Source organism: Glutamicibacter nicotianae (assembly GCF_002797775.1).
GTDB classification, from domain to species: Bacteria; Actinomycetota; Actinomycetes; order Actinomycetales; family Micrococcaceae; genus Glutamicibacter; species Glutamicibacter nicotianae.
On sequence record NZ_PGEY01000001.1, the window covers coordinates 2,879,823 to 2,899,613 of the forward strand.

22 protein-coding genes and 1 riboswitch are annotated in these 19,791 nt (G+C 61.2%); of the genes, 7 read left to right on the forward strand and 15 right to left on the reverse strand.

Annotated features, from left to right (window positions below; genetic code table 11):
* Positions 1-12: 12 nt before the first annotated feature.
* Together ATK23_RS13390 and ATK23_RS13395 are read right to left on the reverse strand one after the other, a co-directional pair.
* Entirely contained in the window at positions 13-270 is a 258-nt protein-coding gene (locus ATK23_RS13390) for a hypothetical protein (protein WP_066142882.1), read from the reverse strand.
* Positions 271-355: 85 nt separating this feature from the next.
* Entirely contained in the window at positions 356-817 is a 462-nt protein-coding gene (locus tag ATK23_RS13395; protein ID WP_066142879.1) for a MarR family winged helix-turn-helix transcriptional regulator, read from the reverse strand.
* 169 nt (positions 818-986) lie between these two features.
* Between ATK23_RS13395 and ATK23_RS13400 the strand changes: the two genes are divergently transcribed.
* Entirely contained in the window at positions 987-1,988 is a 1,002-nt protein-coding gene (locus ATK23_RS13400; protein WP_066142876.1) for a pirin family protein, read from the forward strand.
* Positions 1,989-2,005: 17 nt separating this feature from the next.
* The gene (locus ATK23_RS13405; protein WP_066142873.1) at positions 2,006-2,338 is read left to right on the forward strand and encodes a GNAT family N-acetyltransferase; all 333 of its coding nucleotides are present in this window, start codon (positions 2,006-2,008) and stop codon (positions 2,336-2,338) included.
* A 10-nt stretch (positions 2,339-2,348) separates the two neighbouring features.
* Here the strand turns inward: ATK23_RS13405 and ATK23_RS13410 are convergent, their stop codons facing one another.
* From ATK23_RS13410 to ATK23_RS13430, 5 genes are all read right to left on the reverse strand, one after another.
* Complete coding sequence (locus ATK23_RS13410) at positions 2,349-2,537, reverse strand: helix-hairpin-helix domain-containing protein (protein WP_066142870.1); 189 nt, start codon at positions 2,535-2,537, stop codon at positions 2,349-2,351.
* A 13-nt stretch (positions 2,538-2,550) separates the two neighbouring features.
* A complete protein-coding gene (locus ATK23_RS13415; RefSeq protein WP_066142867.1) occupies positions 2,551-3,933 on the reverse strand; it encodes an MFS transporter in 1,383 nt (460 codons plus the stop codon).
* 23 nt (positions 3,934-3,956) lie between these two features.
* Entirely contained in the window at positions 3,957-4,694 is a 738-nt protein-coding gene (locus ATK23_RS13420) for a ZIP family metal transporter (RefSeq protein WP_066142864.1), read from the reverse strand.
* A 61-nt stretch (positions 4,695-4,755) separates the two neighbouring features.
* The gene (gene dnaB, locus ATK23_RS13425) at positions 4,756-6,111 is read right to left on the reverse strand and encodes a replicative DNA helicase (RefSeq protein WP_066142861.1); all 1,356 of its coding nucleotides are present in this window, start codon (positions 6,109-6,111) and stop codon (positions 4,756-4,758) included.
* A gap of 857 nt (positions 6,112-6,968) precedes the next feature.
* Complete coding sequence (locus ATK23_RS13430; protein ID WP_066142858.1) at positions 6,969-7,469, reverse strand: flavin reductase family protein; 501 nt, start codon at positions 7,467-7,469, stop codon at positions 6,969-6,971.
* Between the two features lie 94 nt (positions 7,470-7,563).
* A riboswitch (SAM riboswitch) is annotated at positions 7,564-7,681 on the reverse strand.
* Positions 7,682-8,057: 376 nt separating this feature from the next.
* On the opposite strand from ATK23_RS13430, the gene ATK23_RS13435 reads away from it, so the two are divergent.
* The 4 genes from ATK23_RS13435 (at position 8,058) to ATK23_RS13455 (ending at position 12,245) form a co-directional block, all read left to right on the forward strand.
* Positions 8,058-9,665, forward strand: a complete 1,608-nt coding sequence (locus tag ATK23_RS13435; RefSeq protein WP_066142855.1) for a long-chain-fatty-acid--CoA ligase — start codon at positions 8,058-8,060, stop codon at positions 9,663-9,665.
* A gap of 15 nt (positions 9,666-9,680) precedes the next feature.
* The gene (locus ATK23_RS13440) at positions 9,681-10,097 is read left to right on the forward strand and encodes a PaaI family thioesterase (protein ID WP_083515635.1); all 417 of its coding nucleotides are present in this window, start codon (positions 9,681-9,683) and stop codon (positions 10,095-10,097) included.
* Positions 10,098-10,588: 491 nt separating this feature from the next.
* The gene (locus ATK23_RS13450; RefSeq protein ID WP_066142849.1) at positions 10,589-11,179 is read left to right on the forward strand and encodes a dihydrofolate reductase family protein; all 591 of its coding nucleotides are present in this window, start codon (positions 10,589-10,591) and stop codon (positions 11,177-11,179) included.
* A gap of 7 nt (positions 11,180-11,186) precedes the next feature.
* Complete coding sequence (locus ATK23_RS13455; protein ID WP_066142847.1) at positions 11,187-12,245, forward strand: PQQ-dependent sugar dehydrogenase; 1,059 nt, start codon at positions 11,187-11,189, stop codon at positions 12,243-12,245.
* Between the two features lie 93 nt (positions 12,246-12,338).
* On the opposite strand, the gene ATK23_RS13460 is transcribed toward ATK23_RS13455, so the two are convergent.
* Positions 12,339-13,856 (reverse strand): succinyl-CoA:acetate CoA-transferase ScpC, encoded by a 1,518-nt coding sequence (locus ATK23_RS13460; RefSeq protein ID WP_174520617.1) that lies wholly within the window; start codon positions 13,854-13,856, stop codon positions 12,339-12,341.
* A gap of 205 nt (positions 13,857-14,061) precedes the next feature.
* Positions 14,062-14,367 (reverse strand): type II toxin-antitoxin system RelB family anti-toxin, encoded by a 306-nt coding sequence (locus tag ATK23_RS13465; RefSeq protein WP_066142843.1) that lies wholly within the window; start codon positions 14,365-14,367, stop codon positions 14,062-14,064.
* 307 nt (positions 14,368-14,674) lie between these two features.
* On the opposite strand from ATK23_RS13465, the gene ATK23_RS13470 reads away from it, so the two are divergent.
* On the forward strand, positions 14,675-15,040 hold the full coding sequence (locus ATK23_RS13470; protein ID WP_038992779.1) for an SPW repeat domain-containing protein: 366 nt from the start codon (positions 14,675-14,677) through the stop codon (positions 15,038-15,040).
* A gap of 180 nt (positions 15,041-15,220) precedes the next feature.
* On the opposite strand, the gene rplI is transcribed toward ATK23_RS13470, so the two are convergent.
* The 6 genes from rplI to ATK23_RS13500 form a co-directional block, all read right to left on the reverse strand.
* Positions 15,221-15,679, reverse strand: coding sequence for a 50S ribosomal protein L9 (gene rplI / locus ATK23_RS13475; RefSeq protein ID WP_038992777.1), 459 nt, complete (start codon positions 15,677-15,679; stop codon positions 15,221-15,223).
* 17 nt (positions 15,680-15,696) lie between these two features.
* Positions 15,697-15,936, reverse strand: a complete 240-nt coding sequence (gene rpsR / locus ATK23_RS13480; protein ID WP_013350683.1) for a 30S ribosomal protein S18 — start codon at positions 15,934-15,936, stop codon at positions 15,697-15,699.
* Between the two features lie 62 nt (positions 15,937-15,998).
* Positions 15,999-16,568, reverse strand: a complete 570-nt coding sequence (locus ATK23_RS13485; RefSeq protein ID WP_066142836.1) for a single-stranded DNA-binding protein — start codon at positions 16,566-16,568, stop codon at positions 15,999-16,001.
* A gap of 55 nt (positions 16,569-16,623) precedes the next feature.
* Entirely contained in the window at positions 16,624-16,920 is a 297-nt protein-coding gene (rpsF, locus tag ATK23_RS13490; RefSeq protein WP_038992775.1) for a 30S ribosomal protein S6, read from the reverse strand.
* Positions 16,921-17,090: 170 nt separating this feature from the next.
* Positions 17,091-19,187 (reverse strand): acyltransferase family protein, encoded by a 2,097-nt coding sequence (locus ATK23_RS13495; RefSeq protein WP_245858428.1) that lies wholly within the window; start codon positions 19,185-19,187, stop codon positions 17,091-17,093.
* A gap of 109 nt (positions 19,188-19,296) precedes the next feature.
* On the reverse strand, positions 19,297-19,788 hold the full coding sequence (locus ATK23_RS13500; protein WP_066142830.1) for a type II toxin-antitoxin system RelB family anti-toxin: 492 nt from the start codon (positions 19,786-19,788) through the stop codon (positions 19,297-19,299).
* Positions 19,789-19,791: the final 3 nt, after the last annotated feature.

Here is a 19,791-nt window from a genome sequence, read left to right on the forward strand (position 1 = left end):
CGGCTGCGCGGGCTAGCCTTGCGGGCGGCGGGGCTCCATGCGGCTCACGGTGTACAGCGTTTGCTCATCCGGCAGGGTTCCGGCGGCTTCATGGGCGCGCATGACCTTCATGGCGCGATCCCATTTGATGCGTTCGCGCGGGCTGGCCAGGACGCGGCGCTCGGCGGGACCGAAGATCGACAATCCCAGGTACTTCAGGCGCCACAAGATGCGGTAGCCGACGCTCAATCCGGTGGTATCGGAAATGATCGGCAGGGGTGATTCATCCATGATCGTCGTCCTCTTCGGTCATCTGACGTGCAAGTGCTTGCACATCAATCATACGTCATTAGTTGGTGCACCAACTAAATTGGGCCTAGCTCTTCGGAGCGTTCGCACCAGCGGCAATCATGCGGTCCAGGATGCTGCGCAGTTCCAGGACATCCTTCTCCGAGAGGGCAAGCCGGGCCATCATCTCTCGGGGCACCTTCACCGCTTCGGCACGCAGCGCTGCGCCCTTCTCCGTGGGCTGGATGACCACTGCCCGCTCATCGTCCGGGTTCTTCGTCTTGGCTACCAGCCCGGCGGTTTCCAGCCGCTTGACCAGCGGCGAGAGCGTTCCCGGATCCAGATGCAGGTGCCCGCTGAGGGTACTGGCACTCATCGGTCCCAGATCCCAGAGGGCCAGCATCACCAGGTACTGCGGATGAGTCAGTCCCAGCGGATCCAGCACGGGCTTGTATGCCGAGATCACCGAGCGCGAGGCTACGGCCAGGCCGAAGCAGACCTGCTTTTCCAGCTTGAGAAGATCTTCGTCGCGAAGAATTGCACTGTCCACGTTGCTGCAAGCTCCTTGAAAGACGCCTAATACCACTGCATCGATCGTACCCCGGCCGAAAACTGCGCTGCCGGACCCAGGCCCGCACGGGCCAACTGCACCGCTACCGCCAACATGGAAAATGGCGGGGCGAGTAGTCAAAAAGGGCTGCAGTGAATACCCTTGGCCTATGAGCAATCTTGAGCAGAGCCCGCAGGAAATCGACTGCCATGCACTGCGCTCCGGGGCAGAGGTTGAGATCCTTGAACCACGCGAAGTGCCGCTGGGTGGTCCACGGGCCATGACGGTTTTCCGCACACTGCCGCAAAAGCAGCGCAGCCTGATTGGCGCCTGGTGCTTCCTTGACCATTACGGTCCGGACGACGTTAAGGTCACCGGCGGGATGAACGTGCCCCGGCACCCGCACACCGGACTGCAGACCGTCTCCTGGCTCTTCACCGGCGAGATCAACCACATGGATTCTGCCGGGTTCACGGCAACCGTGCGCCCTGGCGAGGTCAACCTGATGACCGCCGGACACGGAATCAGCCATTCGGAGATCCTTACCGAGCAGACCACCGTCCTCCACGGCGCCCAGTTATGGACCGCGCTGCCTGATCATGCGCGGGACATGGAGCATACTTTCGAGAACTACCGCCCGGAACCGCTGATCGCTGACGGCTGGTCGCTCTCGGTGTTCTTGGGAACGTACACGGTAGCTGGCCAATGCTCGGCCTCCCCGGTGAAGACCCACACCGAGCTCGGCGGCGCGGAATTGCGTCTCGAGCCGAATACCGAGATCGACGTGGTGGTTCCGGAGCACCATGAGCACGGAATCCTCCTGGACTCCGGCAGCCTTGAAGTCAACGGCCACGAACTCGCCCCGCGCGACCTGGGTTTCGTGCGTGCCGGGTGCAAGACCCTGCACCTGAAGTCCGGCGACCAGCCAGTACTGGCGCTGCTCATCGGCGGTGAACCGCTGAAGGAAGACATCCTGATGTGGTGGAACTTCGTGGGCCGCACCCATGAGGAAGTCCTCGCCTTCCGTGCGCAGTGGCAAGCCGAAATCGGGGCGGAACCCGGTGATGCCTCCGAGAACCGCTTCGGGCCTTTCCCGCCGAATACCCCCGCAGCCTTGCCAGCCCCTGCCCTTCCCACGGTTCGCCTGCGCCCGCGGGTGAACCCCGCCTAGCCAACAAGGAGCTATCCATGAGCGATATCAAGCCAGTATTTCTGCCCGAGCGCCAGCGTTTCGCCCTTGACGATGACGGGAAGATCATCGGCGCGGCGCACTACCGCGATTTCGACGGTTCAGAAGGAGTCGAGCGGATCTTCTTCCACACCACCGTGGATGAGGAATATGGCGGGCAAGGCCTGGCCAGCATCATGGTGAAGTTCGCGCTGGAGAACACCATCGCCAGCGGTGCCAGGATAGTTCCGGTCTGCCCTTATGTGAAGGCCTATGTTGCCAAGCATACCGAGTACGCGGAGCATCTGGTGGAACCGGAAAAGCACCATCTGGATATCCTGCCGCGCGGCTGAGCCGGGCAGTTCAAGGATTCATCTCCAGGCCTCGCGCGGCCAGCTCTTCGCTCAGGAGGCGGATGGCTTTCGGACCCACGCCGTGCAGTGCGAGCAGCGCCGCGGCGCCGGCCTGCCCCGCCTGCTCGAGGCTGGTGATGCCGGCCTGCTCGAAGGCCCTGGCCGCGGGGTTGCTGGTTTTCGGAAGCTCGGTGCCCATGACCCCAGCGTAGTCAGGCTGCCGGCCGCGCAACAGCTTTGGTGCGCGGCGAGATCGCGATCAGGACGAGCACCAGCAAGAGGCTGAAGCTGAATACCGAGATGAACCCCATGCCGGTGGCGGCCATTGCGAAGATGACCCCACCGACGGCGGTGACCCCGGCATTGCCCAGGGAGTCGGCCACGGTCATTGCCGATGAGTTGAATCCCTGCTCGTCCTTGGCGGACAGGGCCAGCATGTTCACGTTTTGCCTCGGGAAGATCATGCCCATGCCGAAGCCGCCCACAGCCCATCCGCAGACCAGCACGAGCACCGGCGGATGGAAGACCGCGGTAGCCAATGCAGTTGAAATCGCTATGCAGCCGGCAATCGCCCCCACGGTGATGCAGGTGGAGGATTCCACCTTCTCCCCCAGCTTTCCCTGCAGCCATGAGCCCACCGACCAGCACAGTGCCGACGCCGTCAGGATCAGGCCGGCCCGGTCGGGGCCCAAGTGGTAATCCTCGCGCAGCAGGTAGGGCAGGTAGACTTCCACGCCGAAGAAGGCACCGGCCACGAAGATGCGGGTCATGATGGTGGACGGCAGTCCCCTGGCCAAGCTGAATGTGCCCTTGGGCAGCAGCGGGCGAACCGCGGCCAAGGCTACCGCCAGCGCCAGGACCAGACCGAGCAGGGACCAGCGGCCCTGCGCATTTCCGAGCAGATTCATGCAGATAACTGCCACCCCGGTCAGGCCGGCCAGCACCAGCCGCTTCATGGAAATCGGCCCCAGGTCAGGATTGCGCGTCGAGCGCAGCGATTTCAACGCCGGTACGACCCCGCAAAACGCGAGAACCACCAGCACTGCCACGCCGGAGAATACCCAGCGCCAGCCGAGGTGCACCGCGATCAGGCCTGCCATCCAGGGGCCGATCATCGCCGGGATCACCCAGGCGGTAGCGAACAGGGCGAAGATCTTCGAGTGCAGGTGCCCGGGGTACGCCCGGGCAATGAGCACGTAGATGGCGACGGTGATCGCGCCACCGCCGATTCCCTGCAGGATGCGCCCGGCAATCAGCGTCTGCATGTTCTCGGCTGAGCCGCAGATCAGCAGCCCAACGCAGAATACGGCAACGGCGATGAACAGCGGGTGCTTCGGCCCCCAGCGGTCGGTGACTTCTCCAGCAGCCACCATCCCCAGCATGCCGCTGGCGATGGGCGCGGCAAAGGCCAGCGCGAAGTAGCGTTCACCGTCCAGCGGCTCGCTGACCAGCGGCATCACCGTCGTCACGGCCATGGATTCGAAGGCGACCAGGAAGACGAGCACGAACATGCCAAGGGTGGTGGCAAGATACTGCGGAGCATAGATGGTGGACTCGGCGCGCTCGGTTGATTGGCTGCTGCGGTTCAGGGGCATGCATCCATGTTCTCAGGTTTCGCCTAGCCGCCGATCACGTGCAGGCTGAACGCCGCGAGGAAGCCCAAGGTCACCAGCAATCCGGTGTAGTCGTGCTCCACCTTGTAGGCTTCGGGAACCATGGTGTCGGCGATCATCGTCAAAATGCCTCCGGCAGCGACGGCGGTGGCGAAAGCCAGCACCTCGCCGGTCATGGATTCCAGCAGCAGCGACCCGAGGAAGGCCGCGATGCCGCAGGAAATGGCGATGGCGCCCCAGAGCAACGCGATCGAGGATCCCTTCTTCCCGGACGCTTTCATCTGGGCGGTGCTCGCCAGGCCCTCGGGGACATTGGAGATGAAAATGGCGATCAGCATTGCCGGATTAATGCTTGCGCTGGCAACAACGGTCAGTCCCAGGGCCACGGATTCTGGAATGCCGTCGATGAGCGCGCCGACCGCGAGCGCGGATCCGGACGAATCCTGCTCGTCTGCGCGCTGCGCCTGCCGCTTTCCGGTCCGCCAGTCCAGCAGCCGGTTCGCACCGAAATACAAGGCAGCGCCCACAATGACACCGCCCAGCGTCGCACCAAGGCCACCGGTGCCATAGGCTTCGAGCACCAGCTCGAAGGCCAGGGCGCTGATCAGGACCCCGGCGCCGAAAGCCATGATGGCGCTGACCCAGAGCTTGGGGATCTTCAGCCACCAGGCAGCACCGGACCCCAGCAGCAGGGCGGACCCGGCCACGGTGCCCCAAAGCAAAGCCTGCAACGAAGCGAACATGGCACCCACTATAGCCAGCAATGAGCCGGGTTAGTAGGTGCCATATGAGTTCTGACTGGGACTAACCCTCGTTGGACATGTTATTGAAACGCGAATAGTGGCCCTGGAAGGCCACGGTGATGGTCTTGGTCGGACCTGCACGGTGCTTCGCGATGATCACGTCGGCCTCGCCCGGACGGTTTTCCTTGTCGTACACGTCGTCGCGGTGCAGCAGGATGACCATGTCGGCGTCCTGCTCGATCGAGCCCGATTCACGCAGGTCCGAGACCATGGGCCGCTTGTCGGTACGCTGCTCCGAACCACGGTTCAGCTGCGATAACGCGATCAGCGGCACGTCGAGTTCCTTGGCGAGCAGCTTGAGGTTACGCGAGAACTCCGAGACTTCCTGCTGGCGCGATTCCACACGCTTGCCCGAGCTCATCAGCTGCAGGTAGTCGAGAATGATCATGCGCAGCTCGTTGCGCTGCTTCAGCCGGCGGCACTTGGCGCGGATTTCCATCATGGACATGTTCGGCGAATCGTCGATGAACAGCGGGGCTTCGTTGAGCCGGCCCATGGTCGTGGCGATCTTGGTCCACTGCGCATCTTCCACGGAGCCCTTGCGCAGGTCCTGGAGCTGGATGGATGCTTCGGCCGAGAGCAGGCGCATCGCAATTTCATTGCGTCCCATTTCCAGGGAGAAGAATACGGTGGCCATGTTGTGCTTGATCGCGGCGGACCGGGCGAAGTCCAGCGCGAACGTCGACTTGCCGACGGCAGGACGGGCGGCGATGATGATCATCTGGCCGCCCTTCAGGCCCTGGGTCAGCTCATCGAATTCGTAGAAGCCGGTGGGCACGCCGGTGATGCCGTCACCAGCGTTGGCCGCGTTCTCGATCTCGTCGACGGTGTCTTCGATGATGTCCGAGAGGCGCACGTAGTCCTCGCTGCTGCGGTTCTCGGCAACCTTGTACACCTCGGCCTGGGCTTCGTTGACGATTGCGTCGACCTCGCCATCCGGCGAGTAGCCCATCTGGACGATGCGCGTACCGGCGTCAACCAGCCGGCGCAGCACTGCGCGTTCGCGCACGATTTCTGCGTAGTACCCGGCATTCGCCGCAGTGGGAACCTGCTGGATGAGGTTGTGCAGGTAGGCAGCGCCACCCACGCGCGAAATTTCGCCGCGCTTGGTCAGCAAGTCGGCTACGGTGACCGCATCGGCTGGCTCGCCGCGGCCGTAGAGGTCAACGATTGCCTCGTAGATGGATTCGTGGGAGGGACGGTAGAAGTCGGTGCCGCGGATGGATTCAACGACGTCGGCAATCGCATCCTTGGAAAGCATCATGCCGCCGAGCACCGACATTTCGGCCTCGATATCCTGTGGCGGCTTGCGCCCTGCGTCGGATTCCCGTCCTTCGTAAATCGGCTCAGCACTCATTGCAGACACTTCCATCCCCTATTGACCCGCTGGGAAAATTCTCCTTGCCCTCATGGCAACGCTTCATCATGTCAGTCGATACGGACATTTAGCTGTAAAGCGCCTGTGGATATTTCTCTCCCGAAGCCAACACTAGGGCTGTTATTAACAGGCGTAAACCTCATTATCCACAGAATATGTGGATAACACACCGCTACCTGTGGACTCCCCTGTTCACAGTCTGGGGAGAACCCTGTGGATTACCCCACTCTACACACCGGTAACATCGATTGACTAGGCTGTTTGTATTTTCACACTTGTGGAAAGAAAGTTAATTCATTGAAGGTCACGCCAACCACATCGAGGTTATCAACACCCGCAATCGCCCAGTTTCCGGGGTTTTTGCTCCTTTGTTCACATTTCCCCACACTTCATCCACGGTTTTGTGGATAACACTGTGGATACTGTTAATTATGCAAAACCCTTAGTCACCACGGATTAATGTTCGCTATCAAGGCTCCGAGCCCGAAGTAGTTCACAACCGACAAGAATTTCACCGCTCAGGGCCGTGGATAACTTGATGTCGCCGACGTGGCGTTGCGTAATTTTGAAGCCGTAACTGGGCTCTTGGCGCACTGCCGCCGATATACCTCCGCAATCAGCTGCAGTGGAAGTGCACTTACACGTCGAACTTGCTCGCAGTGCATGGGCCGCATGTAGTCCAGGGTTGCTGCCGGTGCGCCCGGAGATCAAGAGGCATCGCGCCTAGTTTTCAGATTGGCACAGGGATCCAGTGTTTCCGAGGGCCTTCGAAATCAAAAAAGCTTTGGCCAGATCAATACGTTGATCTGGCCAAAGCTTTGGAAGTTCAGAAGAGCTTAGACGAGCTCGGGAACCGGCAGTGAATGGAAGCGTGAATCGTGGAAGATCTGCGGCGAGTGCTTCGAGATGCGATGCCCGTGGACTTCCATCAAGATCACCCAGTGATCCCCCGCCTCGACCTCGTTGTAAATCGAGGTTTCCAGCCACAGCGTGGAGTCGTTAATGAACAGTGCGCCCTGCTCCGAGGAATAGGTGTCGATCCCGCGGAATCGGTCGCCGCTCTTCGACGCGATCTGAGCACACACTCCTTCATTGCGTTCGCTGAGCACCGAAACGCCGATGCGGCCAGCGTTGCGCAGTTTTGGCCACGTATTCGATGATTTCTGCACGGCGAACATCACCAGTGCTGGCTCGAGGGAAACACCCACGGTAAATGACGAAGCCACAATGCCGTTCTTCTCGCCATCCAGTTCTGCACAGAGGGCGGCTACGCCTGACGGATGCTGAGCGAAAACCTTGCGCAGGGTCAACGGGTCAAGTTCAAGATTCAATGACATGGCTCGATTCCTTCGGGTCTTGCCCACCGCGCAGTAGTCCGCACGCCGGAGCTTCTTGCTTCTCGAAGCCGCCAGAGTCGGAGTTCCGCGCCGTGTGCGGTACTTGTTCCAGCACGTTTTTGCGTGGAACCGAATCCTCACCTGGAGCACCCCACTACCGTTGAGAGGGTTGCCGATCAGCAAGCCAGGGCTTATAGCTGATGCTCTTGATTCTGCTTAAAACGATATGGCTCATGTCGAACACGCGTCAAACATTTTGCTTCGCAAATCGCAATATTCAACGAAACGTTCGATCCAATACCTTGAAATGAAGCTTTTAGCAGTCTTTTATTCGCCATATCCCCCTTGCCCGAGACCTTCTACGCAACTTGCATTACGGACCTTCTCCGGTCACGTTGCAGCTGAAGACCAGGCTCTCCCCCTGGAACCGGAGGCCTGTCGCGAATTCGCTACCGCTCACCGTAATGAAACTTGGTTTCTCCGCATGACGCTGAAGTTCATGGCACTATTGATCATGGAGTGCGTTGAGTCACACTCCCGCTTATTGTTCTCCGTAACCATCGCTGACGATTGAGGAATAGCCACACCATGGTAGAGATTCAGGCAAACCATTCAGAACTGACCCCGCTGCGTTTCCTTGAGCGCACAACCGAGGCCTATCCGAAGAAGACCGCCGTCATCCATGGAACTCGCAGCTACACCTACGCGGAACTCGAAGCACGCGTGCACCGCTTTGCCCAGGCGCTGAAGGCGCGTATTGAACCGGGGGACCGCGTGGCCGTGCTGGCACCGAATACTCCCGAAATGCTCATGGCGCATTACGCCGTACCACTGGCTGGTGGCGTCCTCATTGCTCTGAATACCCGCCTCTCAGCACACGAGCTGCAATACATCATTGATCATTCGGCTGCCAAGCTGATGCTTGCCGACACCGAGCTGCTGGAGAATACGAAGGCCCTGCGCCGGGAGAACCCAACGCTGGAGGCGCTCATCGAAATCACCGATGACCAGTACTCCGGTCCGCGTCCCGAAGTGCAAGTGGACGCCACCTTGGACGAGCTGCTGGCAGCAGCCTCAGATGAGAAGCTTCCCTATGCCATTGCTGACGAGCGGGCGCCGATCACCCTCAACTACACGTCAGGCACCACCGGCAAACCGAAGGGTGTGCTCTACTCGCACCGTGGCAGCTACCTGAATTCCTTGGGCGAAGCGCACCACCAGGGCTTCACCGCGAAGACCCGCTACCTGTGGACCCTGCCGATGTTCCACTGCAACGGATGGTGCACCCCATGGGCCGTTACCGCAGCAGGAGGAACCCACCTGTGCCTGCGCGGCGTGCGCGAGGATGCGGTCTGGGACGCCATCGAGAATCTGGGGACCACACACCTGTGCGGCGCCCCTACCGTTTGCTCCATCATCGCCGACTCCACCCGCGCCCACCAGCTTGATGCGCCATTGCGGATCACCACCGCTGGCGCTCCGCCATCCCCGGCCATCATCTCCAAGCTGCAGAATCTGGGCATCGAAGTAGTCCACGTGTACGGCCTGACCGAAGTCTATGGGCCGTACACGGTGTGCGAATACCAGGATGAGTGGGATGAGCTCGATGGGCCGGCCCGGTCAGCGAAGCTCGCCCGCCAGGGCGTTGGCATGATCACCGCCGAGTCCGCGCGCATTGTCGACGAGAACATGGACGATGTCCCGGCGGACGGGCAGACCATGGGCGAGATCGTGCTGCGCGGCAATAACGTCATGATCGGCTACTACCGCGACGAAGCGGCCACCGCCCAGGCGTTCCATGGCGGCTGGTTCCACACCGGCGACATCGGCGTCCTGCACCCGGACGGCTACATCCAGGTGCGCGACCGGGCCAAGGACATCATCATTTCCGGGGGCGAGAACATCTCCACCATCGAGGTGGAACAGGCCCTCGCATCGCACCCAGAGGTGCTGGATCTGGCAGTCATCGGCGTCGCCGACGAAAAATGGGGCGAGCGTCCGGTGGCTTATGTCATCCGCGCCAGCGGATCCACACTGGATGCCGAAACCCTGATTGGCTTCGCCCGCGAGAAGCTGGCAGGGTTCAAGGTGCCGCGCACCATCGTCTTCCCGCAGGATCTGCCGCGCACCTCCACTGGTAAGGTGCAGAAGAATGTCCTGCGCGCCCAGGCGCTCGAAGACAGCACGACGAACTAGCCCGAGGATCACTCATTGGATAAGCCAGCACCACGGATTCCTGACAAGACCAGCCGATTCAGCGAAAGCATCGGATTGGAATTCGATGAAATCACGGCGACTGAAGTACGTGGCCACGCGCAGTTGGACGAGAACCACCACACTCCGTGGGGCGTGGTCCATGGCGGCGTGTACGCCTCGATGATCGAGAGCGCAGGGTCGGTCGGCGCCAGCTATGCGGTGGCCGAACGCGGGCAATTCGCCGTTGGAGTGCACAACGCGACCGATTTCCTCCGTCCTTCCACCGGAGCACGGGTCCAGGTGGTCGCCACTGCACTATTCCAAGGGCGCACCCAGCAGCTCTGGGAGGTCATCATCACCGATGAAGCCACCGGCAAGCAGCTCTCCCGTGGCCAGCTGCGTACCCAGAATGTGGACTTGCCCGAGGAATGACGTCAAGCAGAAAATTCATAAGATGCGCATCATGTCCAGCACAGTGGGCGTGTATTTCATGTAGTGCGCCCGCAATGCACAGATGCAGTACTGTCAAAGGCGGGAAGAAGGTGCGCAATTGAAGGTCTCCGCAAATATACTCGTCGGCAAATGTCCGCTATGGACTTGGGTAATGATGGGATTGGCGCTTGCTTCTGCCCTGGCCCTCATTGACTGGGCAGACACAGGGACGGCAAAACCAGTCTGGATGTTCCTCCTGCCCACTGCCTTTGGCTTATTGGGAGGCATCGTGGCTGCGTTGAAGAAGAGCTTTGGATGGGCGCTCATCTCGCTGGCTTTCGGCCTGCTGGTTGTGCAACTGCTATCCATCGTGGTCACCATGGTCCAGGGTCCATAACGGTTCCCTGAGAATCCCGCGTCACTGCTTTTCCCTCTGCGAGCACCTGCGTACGGTAGGTGGCATCTAACGCCCGAGCTCCAGGAGGTTCGCCATGAGCGCGACCTATACCTTCGATGTGTTCAGCAGCCTTGATGGCTTCGGCAGTGCCGGAAGCGATTGGGGCGGCTATTGGGGAAAGCAAGGGCCGGAACTGCTGGCCCATCGGCTCGAACTGTATACGCCAGCATGCCGAGTAGTCTTCGGAGCCAACACGTTCCGCCTCTTCAGCCGCTTCTGGGAAGAAATCGAAATGAATCCCGAGGTGGAAGACGCGTGGTGCGTAGCCTTGCACGACAAGCCCGCCACCGTCATCTCCACCACCTTGGAAGAGCCTTTGAACTGGCCCAACCCCACACTGGAGCGCGCTGATGCACTGGAAGTCGTCGCGCGGCTGAAGGAAACCTCGGATGTGCCGCTGCGCTCCCACGGTTCTCTCGCCATGAACCATTCCCTGCTCGCGGCAGGCCTGGTCGATTTCATCCAGGTGACCATCTTCCCCGTGCTGACCGGGCACAGCGGCTCAGCTCCTGTACTTGGCGGGGTGGACGACTACGACCTGGAACTTGTCGATTCCAAGCTGCTGGACGGCCGGATCCAGAAGTTGACCTATCGTCCGACGCGCCATCAACCAGCACACAGCTAGCAGCATCATGCCTCGCATCCTCTTTCCTTGGACGCTGGTTGGCATGCTCCTGCTCAATGGGTGCGCTGCACCGACCGCCAGCGACCAGCCTGCCAACACGCCCGCTCCCCTGGCCACCGGTCTGGAAGCCCCCTGGTCAATGGTCTACGCCCAAGGCAGCTTGCTGGTCAGCGAACGGGATTCGGGACGCATCGTGGAAATCCTGGATTCCGGGCAGCATCAGGAAGTCGCTCGGGTCGATGGCGTGGCAGCCCAGGGCGAAGGCGGGTTGCTCGGCTTGGCCTTCCTCGCCCCCGATCAGCTGTACGCCTACTCCACCACGGAATCAGGCAACCGCATCCAGCAGTTCACCGTGCAGGGCACCACGGGAAGCCTTTCGCTCTCGGCACCGCGCACGCTGCTCTCCGCCTTGCCGTCGGCGAGCATCCACAATGGCGGGCGGCTGGCAGTCGGGCCCGATGGCATGCTCTATGCCTCCGTCGGGGACGCGGCGGACCCCCAGCAGGCCCAGGACCTCCAGCAATTGGGCGGCAAGATACTGCGCATGGCACCGGATGGCAGCATCCCGGACGATAATCCATTCTCAGGAACCTATGTCTACAGCTACGGGCACCGCAATGTGCAGGGCATGGCGTGGAGCTCGGACGGGACCATGTATGCCAGCGAGTTCGGGCAGAACACCTGGGACGAGTTGAACATCATCGAGGCCGGAGGCAATTACGGCTGGCCGCTGGTCGAGGGATCCGGCGGCACAACGGATCAGTACACTGATCCGATCGCGCAGTGGGCGCCGTCCGAGGCGAGCCCCAGCGGCATCGCGATTGTCGACGATACCTTGTACGTGGCGAACCTGCGCGGAGCGCTCCTGCGCAGCGTCAGCCTGGATTCACCCGATAGCCAATCAGAACTGCTGGAGGGAGAGCATGGGAGGCTGCGCGATGCCTTGCTGTCCGAGAATGGGGACCTGCTGGTCTTGACCAGCAATACCGACAGCCGCGGCAACCCGACCCCGCAGGATGACCAGATCCTGGGCATCAAGCTCGTTCCGCAGTCACCCACTGGATAATCTCCGCCAAGCCGTCCCTGCGGCCGGATGCCATGGAAATGACGGAGGGCCGGAACCATGGTGCCGGCCCTCCGCCATCTGATCCAGTCCAGCCTAGTTGGCCGGGCGCATGTCTCCGGTCTGCCGGAAGCGCTCATGCCAGGACAGCGCCTCGCCCAGCAGGTGCGGGGTGTGCTTGCCGTAGCTCTCCTTGCAGGCGCGGTCGAAGTAGTCCTGCAGCATCGGGCGGTACTCCGGGTGGGCGCAATTGTCGATGACGATCTGCGCACGCTGCTTGGGCGAATGCCCGCGCAGGTCGGCCAGGCCCTGCTCCGTAATCAGGATCATGGTGTCGTGCTCAGTGTGATCCACGTGGGAGGCCATCGGAACGATGCCGGAGATCTTGCCGCCCTTGGCGGTGGATGGGGACATGAACACCGACAGGTAGCCGTTGCGGGCGAAGTCGCCCGAACCGCCGATGCCGTTCATCACGTGCGAGCCGAGCACGTTGGTGGAGTTCACGTTGCCGTAGATGTCGGCTTCGATCATGCCGTTCAGCGCAATGCAGCCCAGGCGGCGGATAATCTCCGGGTGGTTGGAGATCTCCTGGGCGCGCAGCAGGATGCGCTTGCGGTAGTGGTCGACGTTGCGGTTGAATTCCTCGATGCCCTCCGAGGACAGCGAGAAGCTGGTGGCGGAGGCGAACTCGATGGTGCCGTCCTTGATCAGCTCCAGCATGCCGTCCTGGATGACCTCGGTGTAGGCGGTCAGGCCCTTGTAGCCGCCGCGGGACAGGCCGGCCAGCACGGCGTTGGCGATATTGCCCACGCCCGACTGCAGAGGCAGCAGCTTCTCGGACAGGCGTCCGGCGCGGATCTCGGAATCAAGGAAGGTCAGCAGGTGATCCGCGATCTTCTCGCTGGTCTCGTCCACTGGCGCGAAGGGGCTCAGGCGGTCAGGTGCGTCGGTTTCCACGACGGCGACGATCTTGTTCACGTCGACGTTCATGTACTGCTGTCCGATGCGGTCGCGCACGGTTCTCAGGTCGATCGGCTTGCGGTGCGGTGGGAGCGCGGTGCCGTAGTAGACGTCGTGCATGCCTTCCATGGCCGCTGGCTGCTGGCTGTTGACCTCGATGATGACCTTGTCGGCCATTTCCAGCCAGGTCTTGTTGTTGCCTACCGAGCTGGAAGGGATCAAGGCGCCCTCGGCGGTGACGCCGACAACCTCGACGATGGCCAGATCGATCTTGCCGTAGAAGCCGAACCAGGCGTGCTGGGCCACATGGGACAGGTGGATGTCCATGTATTCCATGTTGCCGTCGTTGATCCGGCGGCGCAGCTCGGGGTCGGACATGTACGGCAGGCGCAGGTTCATGCCCTCGGCCTTGGCCAGCACGCCATCCAGTTCAGGGGCGGTGGAAGCGCCGGTCAGCACGTTGATCTTGAAGTCCTTGCCGGCAGCGTGCTGGCGCTCCATCTGCGCGGCCAATGCCCCGGGCACTGCCTTCGGGTATCCAGCACCGGTAAAGCCGCTCATGGCTACGGTCATGCCCGGCTTGATGAACTCGGCAGCCTGCTCGGCGCTCATCAAGCGATCAGCAAAGGCCCGGTGGTGAATACGTTCGTGCAAAATAACCCCTTTAGAACTTCCTTGTGATGCAGGTCTATAACCTGCATCTCACCGGAATACTTTAGCGGCTTTGGCGCAGTGACTCAGACCTCACCGGGCGCTTCTGCGCGACGGGTGGCATGTTTATCGACGAGCAGGGCTCAATTTGCGCTGACCGGTCGGCCGGGAAAAGCCGCGCGGCAATCGTTGCGGGCCGGTGGGATCGCTAGCCGATTTCGGCGTGCATGTCCTTAAGGATCGCCCGCACTTGCAGGCGAGCGCCCATGGCCTCTGCGTAGCGGCGCAGGGTCGCCAACTGGACTCGATCCAGGTCGCCGGTCTCTATGCGGGCAATGCGGTCGACACTCAGCTTCAGCGCGCCGGCCAGCTCAACCTGGCTCAGCTCTGCTTCTTCGCGCAGTGCACGCAACGACAGGCGCCGGGACTCGACCTGGACACGGCGCTGATGCTCAGCCACAGCTTCGCGCTGGGCCTCGGTCAAGACTTCAGGATCGGCATACGCAAAACCCATTTGTTCCACCGTTTCTCTAGATCATGCTGGCTTAGAACGCATTCACCTTCGAGGCTACGAGCCCGGAGATTCAATGCCAACGTTTAGGACGCGCCTTTCACAAGGCGATCTGGTGAATTATGTGCAAACCCGCGGTGGACCGGATACAGGCTGGCATTGCCCAGTGGCCAGAGGAAAATGCGGCGATGATGGCCAAGCCTTTACCAAAATGCTCCCGAAATCGGATTGTGCGTCGGCAACCTCGAACCTACATTTAAATCGACTCCCGCCAAGGAGCCCTCTGCAATGGATGTTGGAGGTATTAGCAATGAAGAAATGGACTCGGTGGCAAGACTGGGTCGGCGTCGCGGCAGGTATTGTTGCCGCAGTTTCAACCACCTGGCTAGACGGAACCAGCACCTCGATGACGCTGATGCTGGTCTTCGGCTTGCTCATGGTGGTCACCGGTGTTTGGAGCGTCATGATGCCGCGCCTGGTTTCCATGGAATGGGCACTGGCCATCGCCAGCGCACTGCTGTTCGCCTCGCCGTGGATGGGATCGTTCACCGATTTCGCCGGCGCCGCATGGATGTCGTGGATCTGCGGTGGTGTCGGCATCGTCTCCGGCCTGCTCGCGATTTCCCCTGCCATGGATATGCACCATGCAGCTGGCGGATCCCGGATGGCGCACTGAGAAACTGGAATCCCGATCGATGGCCGCGATGCCGAAGCATCGCGGCCATCTGGCGTTAATCCCGGCACTCGGCGGATGCGACTCAGCCTTGGCTGGACCCGGAGGGTTAACGCCAAGAGGTGGCGTGCACTCCTTGCGGAGCGCACGCCACCTCTTGATCAGAAGCGGAGTCTGGAAGACTTACTTCTTGGCAGCAGCTACAACCTGCAGGCGCAGGTTTGCAACAACGTCCTCGTGTACGCGAACGGTTGCGGTGTAGTTGCCAGTCGACTTGATGTGGTCGTTAACCTCGATGTTGCGCTTGTCGATCTTGCCCAGACCGGCAGCCTCGACGGCAGCAGCAATGTCGGTGGTCTTGACGGTGCCGAACAGGCGACCGTTCGAGCCAGCCTTGATGGTGATCTTCACCGGCTGGGACTTCAGCTTGGCTGCAAGTTCCTGAGCTTCCTCAAGGTTTGCAACAGCGCGAGCAGCACGTGCAGCCTTGATCGACTCCACCTGCTTCTCACCGCCCTGGGTCCAGACGATTGCGAAGCCGCGTGGCAGCAGGTAGTTACGGGCGTAGCCGTTCTTTACCTCGACAATATCGCCAGCAGCACCGAGACCGGATACTTCGTGAGTCAGAATGATCTTTGCCATTTTGCTATCCCTCTTCCTTAGCCGCGGCCAGCGCCGGAGTAAGGCAACAGGGCAACTTCACGTGCGTTCTTGATTGCCTGTGCGATCTTGCGCTGTTCCTGGACGGAAACGCCAGTTACACGACGAGCGCGGATCTTACCGCGGTCGGAGATGAACTTGCGCAGCAGGGCGGTGTCCTTGTAGTCGATGACGGTGATGTCAGCGGCCTTCAATGGGTTGGACTTTGGTTTGGGCTTACGGATTTCAGCCTTAGCCATCGTGGAGCTCCTTTAGCTTTGGAGCCCGCAGAGTGATCTGCGGGATGGTGAATAAATATTGTTTAGAAAGGTGGTTCGTCTGCGCCCGGGTTGCCCCAGCCGCCACCGTTGTTTCCGCCGGTGCTCCATGGGTCAGCGGCTGGAGCATTCCATCCGCCACCCTGCTGCGGCTGCTGCTGACGCGGAGCCTGCACTGGTGCACTTTGCTGCGGTGCGTTGGAGAAGCCTCCACCACCGTTGCCGAAGCCGCCGTTGCCACCGCCGGAGCGCTGGGTACGGGTGACCTTGGCCGACGCGAAACGGAGCGATGGGCCGATTTCATCGACTTCAAGCTCCATGACGGTGCGACGTTCGCCTTCCTTGGTGTCGTAAGAACGTGAACGCAGGCGACCCTGGGCGATGACGCGCATGCCCTTGGTCAGCGTCTCGGCAACGTTCTCTGCAGCTTCGCGCCACACCGATGCGCGCAAGAACAGGGCTTCCCCGTCCTTCCACTCATTGGACTGGCGGTCAAACGTGCGAGGAGTCGAAGCGATCGTGAAGTTCGCTACGGCTGAACCGGACGGCGTAAAACGCAGCTCCGGATCGGCAGTCAGGTTTCCGATAACGGTAATAACAGTCTCGCCTGCCATTGACTCTCCTTAGAAAGATTGAACGTTAATTCCTACGACGGAAGGTTGCGCGTAATTAAACGCGTGCCTCTTCCGGACGGGTGACCTTGTGGCGCAGGATCAGCTCGTTGATCTTCAGCTGGCGCTCAAGCTCAGCGGAAGCGGCTGGTTCTGCGGTGTAGTTCACCACTACGTAAGTGGCTTCTGCCTTCTTCTTGATCTCGTAAGCCATCTTGCGACGACCCCAGACATCAACCTTTTCGATGGTGCCACCGTTGGAGCGAACAACCTCGAGGTACTTCTCGATGGTTGGCTCTACGGTGCGGTCATCGACCTCTGGATCAATGAGGACCATAAGTTCATAAGCACGCATGTGAACCCACCTCCTTTGGGCTAAACGGTCGCGGTATTTCCGCAACAGGAGGTTCTTGCGTTATCTGCGCACCAAACACCCAACTTTCGGGCATGCAGTGGCACAGACCTTCCAATCCTACCCGAGAGACCCGAACTTGCATAAGGCTTGGTGTCCTAGATCATGCCCGGCTACTTGGAATCCAGGACAGCCTCGATCCTTTCACCGAAGATCGGGGCCAAGGTGCGCATGTAGGTATCGCTGATGTGGTGCTTGTCCCGGTAGACCAAGACATTCCCCACTACTGCCGGGCACGTTCCGTCCACACAGAAGTAGTCGCTGAAGTCGAGCACCTCGACGCGCGGTTCCAGTTCGGCGGCCTGCTTGGTGGCATCGCCCTTTTCGTAGGCTCCCGCTTCAGGGAAGGAGCACTTGCCTGGATCCTGCACGTTTTCCTCTACGCAGTCCCGCGCATAGGAATCCTGCGGTGGACGCGGGGTATCGACAATGGCATAGACCGGCAGGCCCGCATCTTCCAACGCGGACCACGTCGAGGCCAAGCCCTGTGCCGCGTCGGTAGTAAATGTGGCACCTCCCCAGTTCGCGGTGATCACCGCGTTGATGTCATCGCGCGAGGTCAACGCATCCATGGTCTGGTCGATGGCTTCTTCGCAGTTGATGCTGCCATCCCGGTCCGCCTTGCGCTGGGCGTCGGAGAACGGGCAGGAATTCTTCAGGTAGGTCACGACCTTCCAGCCCTTGGTTTGTGCGTAGCCGCTGACTGCCTCGAACCAGTGGGCGGCGTGGGAATCCCCGGCCAGCGCCACGGTGTAGCTGGCATCCTCGCTGCCGAATTCGCACTCCTTGATTTGCGTGGACTTCGGCTCCTGGACGCAATCCCCCAGCTCGGGCTGGTCTTCGGCGGCCGTCGCGGGCAGCGGGACTACCTGCCGGTGGCCGGCAAGGAACGCCGGTGCCCCCTGGTCGACGGAGGCCGCGCCGAAACCGGTTGGCGGGTCTTGCATCATCGATCCCAGCTCTCGCTGCTCCTTTGCCACAAGTTGCTGCTGCATGGCACCTGGCAAGAGCGCGATGGACGCCGCCAACCCGACCATCACAGCCCCGGCAAGCAGGGAGCGGGCCGGCGAACTTGCAATCGGGCGGAAGTGGCGCGCAGGCGTCTCGACCCACTTCAAGCTGGCCCAGGCCAGCAGCAGGGAACCTGCCAGCAACGCCAGCGACTGCACCGGACCGGGCTCGCTGCCCGCCAGTTCGATGTAGAACACGATTAGCGGCCAGTGCCACAGGTACAGCGAATACGAAGCGAGGCCTACCCACTGGACGGGAGCCCAGTTCACCAAGGGATGCAAGGATCCAGGGCCTCGCGTGCTGCCCGCGGCGATCACCACGGCGCAGCCAAGAACCGGGATGGAGGCCGCGATGCCCGGGAAGACCGTCAGTGCGTCGTAGCTGAAAGCAGCGAAGCAGATCGCTGCCAAGGCCGCGAGCACGGCAAGGTTCCTGGCCTGCCAGCTGGTGACCCAGGCTGGGAGCTTCAAGGCGCCGTTGGCGTGCGCCTGCACTGCCAAGGCCAGCAGTCCACCGACGGCAAGTTCCCAAATGCGCGTGGTGGTGATGAAGTATCCGGCGCTATTGCCTGAGTAGCCGGCAAAGGCCGAGTACCCCAAAGACAAAAGTGTGGCGGCCCCGAACAAGATCCAGAGCATGCGGCGCCGCGGAGCGAAAGCATCCGCGCCGCTAGCGTCCGGCCCCGGCTTGGCCATCAGGCAGGCGGACAAAACCAGCAGCGGCCAGAACAGGTAGAACTGCTCCTCGACACCCAAGGACCAGAAATGCTGCAACGGCCCGGGAGCCTGGTCCGCGGCCAGGTAATCGACGGAGTCGGCGGCGAGCACCCAGTTCTGCACCGAGAAGGCTGAGGCGATGGCTTGGGTGCCCAACTCGCCCCACTGGGTCTTGGGCAGGATCAGGAAACTTGCCACGACCACTGCCAGGATCACCAGCATGGCGGCCGGGAGGATTCTTCGCGATCGACCGGCAAAGAAGTTCGGGAGGCTGACCCGGCCGGTGTGTTCGGCCTCGCGCAGCAGGTGCGAGGTAATCAAGAAGCCCGAGATGACGAAGAAAATGTCGACGCCGATATAGCCGCCCGGAACCACGGATGGCTCAAGGTGATAGGCCACGACCAGCAGAACTGCCAAGGCGCGTAGCGCTTGGATCTCCGGACGGAAATTCTTGACCTGCGGGGAAATCGAACTCATAGTCATTGATCAGACCAGCAGGGGGTAAACGGCAGGTTATCAACGGGCAACAGGCACTCTAACGACCCGTGGGAACCTCATGAGCGGCCCGAGGTTCCCGCTTCAGAGCCCGCCCCTAGCTCAGTAGTTTCCGATTCGCCCTGGATAGCGGGTACTTGGCATCAAGCTTGGGATCGAGGCTCAACCGGGAGACGGCTTCAAGCAGGAGCTTCCCGACGCCCCAGTACACCGGGATCAGCAACCAGATGTACCAGCCGAAGTTGCCGGTGGTTGCCAAGATGACCGTGCCGAAAGTGACCAGGATGCCCACGCCGCGGAACACGAGCAGGATCCCCTTGGTGACCGAATCCCGGCGTTCTTGATCCGCTTGGGTTCGCGCTTCGAGCCCGTCCACGGCCTCAGAGAACTTTGGGGTTTGGACGCTCGTGAAGAGGTCTCCAACCGGCACATCCAGTGCCTTGGCAACCTGGGAGATGGTTTCCAGGCTCGCGTCGTTTCCGGCTTCGAGCCGTTGGACCGTCCTGACAGTAATGCCGCTTTCTGCGGCTAGGCGTTCTTGCGTCCAGCCCTTGATGCGGCGAAGCTGTGCGATGCGTGATTCATTCATGGG

What these genes read in the sequence shown, in the direction of transcription:
- ATK23_RS13390 (WP_066142882.1), bottom strand. Translation starts at nt 270, where the DNA reads ATGGATGAATCACCCCTGCCGATCATTTCCGATACCACCGGATTGAGC.
- ATK23_RS13400 (WP_066142876.1), top strand. Translation starts at nt 987, where the DNA reads ATGAGCAATCTTGAGCAGAGCCCGCAGGAAATCGACTGCCATGCACTG.
- ATK23_RS13405 (WP_066142873.1), top strand. Translation starts at nt 2,006, where the DNA reads ATGAGCGATATCAAGCCAGTATTTCTGCCCGAGCGCCAGCGTTTCGCC.
- ATK23_RS13410 (WP_066142870.1), bottom strand. Translation starts at nt 2,537, where the DNA reads ATGGGCACCGAGCTTCCGAAAACCAGCAACCCCGCGGCCAGGGCCTTC.
- ATK23_RS13415 (WP_066142867.1), bottom strand. Translation starts at nt 3,933, where the DNA reads ATGCCCCTGAACCGCAGCAGCCAATCAACCGAGCGCGCCGAGTCCACC.
- ATK23_RS13420 (WP_066142864.1), bottom strand. Translation starts at nt 4,694, where the DNA reads ATGTTCGCTTCGTTGCAGGCTTTGCTTTGGGGCACCGTGGCCGGGTCC.
- dnaB (WP_066142861.1), bottom strand. Translation starts at nt 6,111, where the DNA reads ATGAGTGCTGAGCCGATTTACGAAGGACGGGAATCCGACGCAGGGCGC.
- ATK23_RS13430 (WP_066142858.1), bottom strand. Translation starts at nt 7,469, where the DNA reads ATGTCATTGAATCTTGAACTTGACCCGTTGACCCTGCGCAAGGTTTTC.
- ATK23_RS13435 (WP_066142855.1), top strand. Translation starts at nt 8,058, where the DNA reads ATGGTAGAGATTCAGGCAAACCATTCAGAACTGACCCCGCTGCGTTTC.
- ATK23_RS13450 (WP_066142849.1), top strand. Translation starts at nt 10,589, where the DNA reads ATGAGCGCGACCTATACCTTCGATGTGTTCAGCAGCCTTGATGGCTTC.
- ATK23_RS13455 (WP_066142847.1), top strand. Translation starts at nt 11,187, where the DNA reads ATGCCTCGCATCCTCTTTCCTTGGACGCTGGTTGGCATGCTCCTGCTC.
- ATK23_RS13465 (WP_066142843.1), bottom strand. Translation starts at nt 14,367, where the DNA reads ATGGGTTTTGCGTATGCCGATCCTGAAGTCTTGACCGAGGCCCAGCGC.
- ATK23_RS13470 (WP_038992779.1), top strand. Translation starts at nt 14,675, where the DNA reads ATGAAGAAATGGACTCGGTGGCAAGACTGGGTCGGCGTCGCGGCAGGT.
- rplI (WP_038992777.1), bottom strand. Translation starts at nt 15,679, where the DNA reads ATGGCAAAGATCATTCTGACTCACGAAGTATCCGGTCTCGGTGCTGCT.
- rpsR (WP_013350683.1), bottom strand. Translation starts at nt 15,936, where the DNA reads ATGGCTAAGGCTGAAATCCGTAAGCCCAAACCAAAGTCCAACCCATTG.
- ATK23_RS13485 (WP_066142836.1), bottom strand. Translation starts at nt 16,568, where the DNA reads ATGGCAGGCGAGACTGTTATTACCGTTATCGGAAACCTGACTGCCGAT.
- rpsF (WP_038992775.1), bottom strand. Translation starts at nt 16,920, where the DNA reads ATGCGTGCTTATGAACTTATGGTCCTCATTGATCCAGAGGTCGATGAC.
- ATK23_RS13495 (WP_245858428.1), bottom strand. Translation starts at nt 19,187, where the DNA reads ATGACTATGAGTTCGATTTCCCCGCAGGTCAAGAATTTCCGTCCGGAG.
- ATK23_RS13500 (WP_066142830.1), bottom strand. Translation starts at nt 19,788, where the DNA reads ATGAATGAATCACGCATCGCACAGCTTCGCCGCATCAAGGGCTGGACG.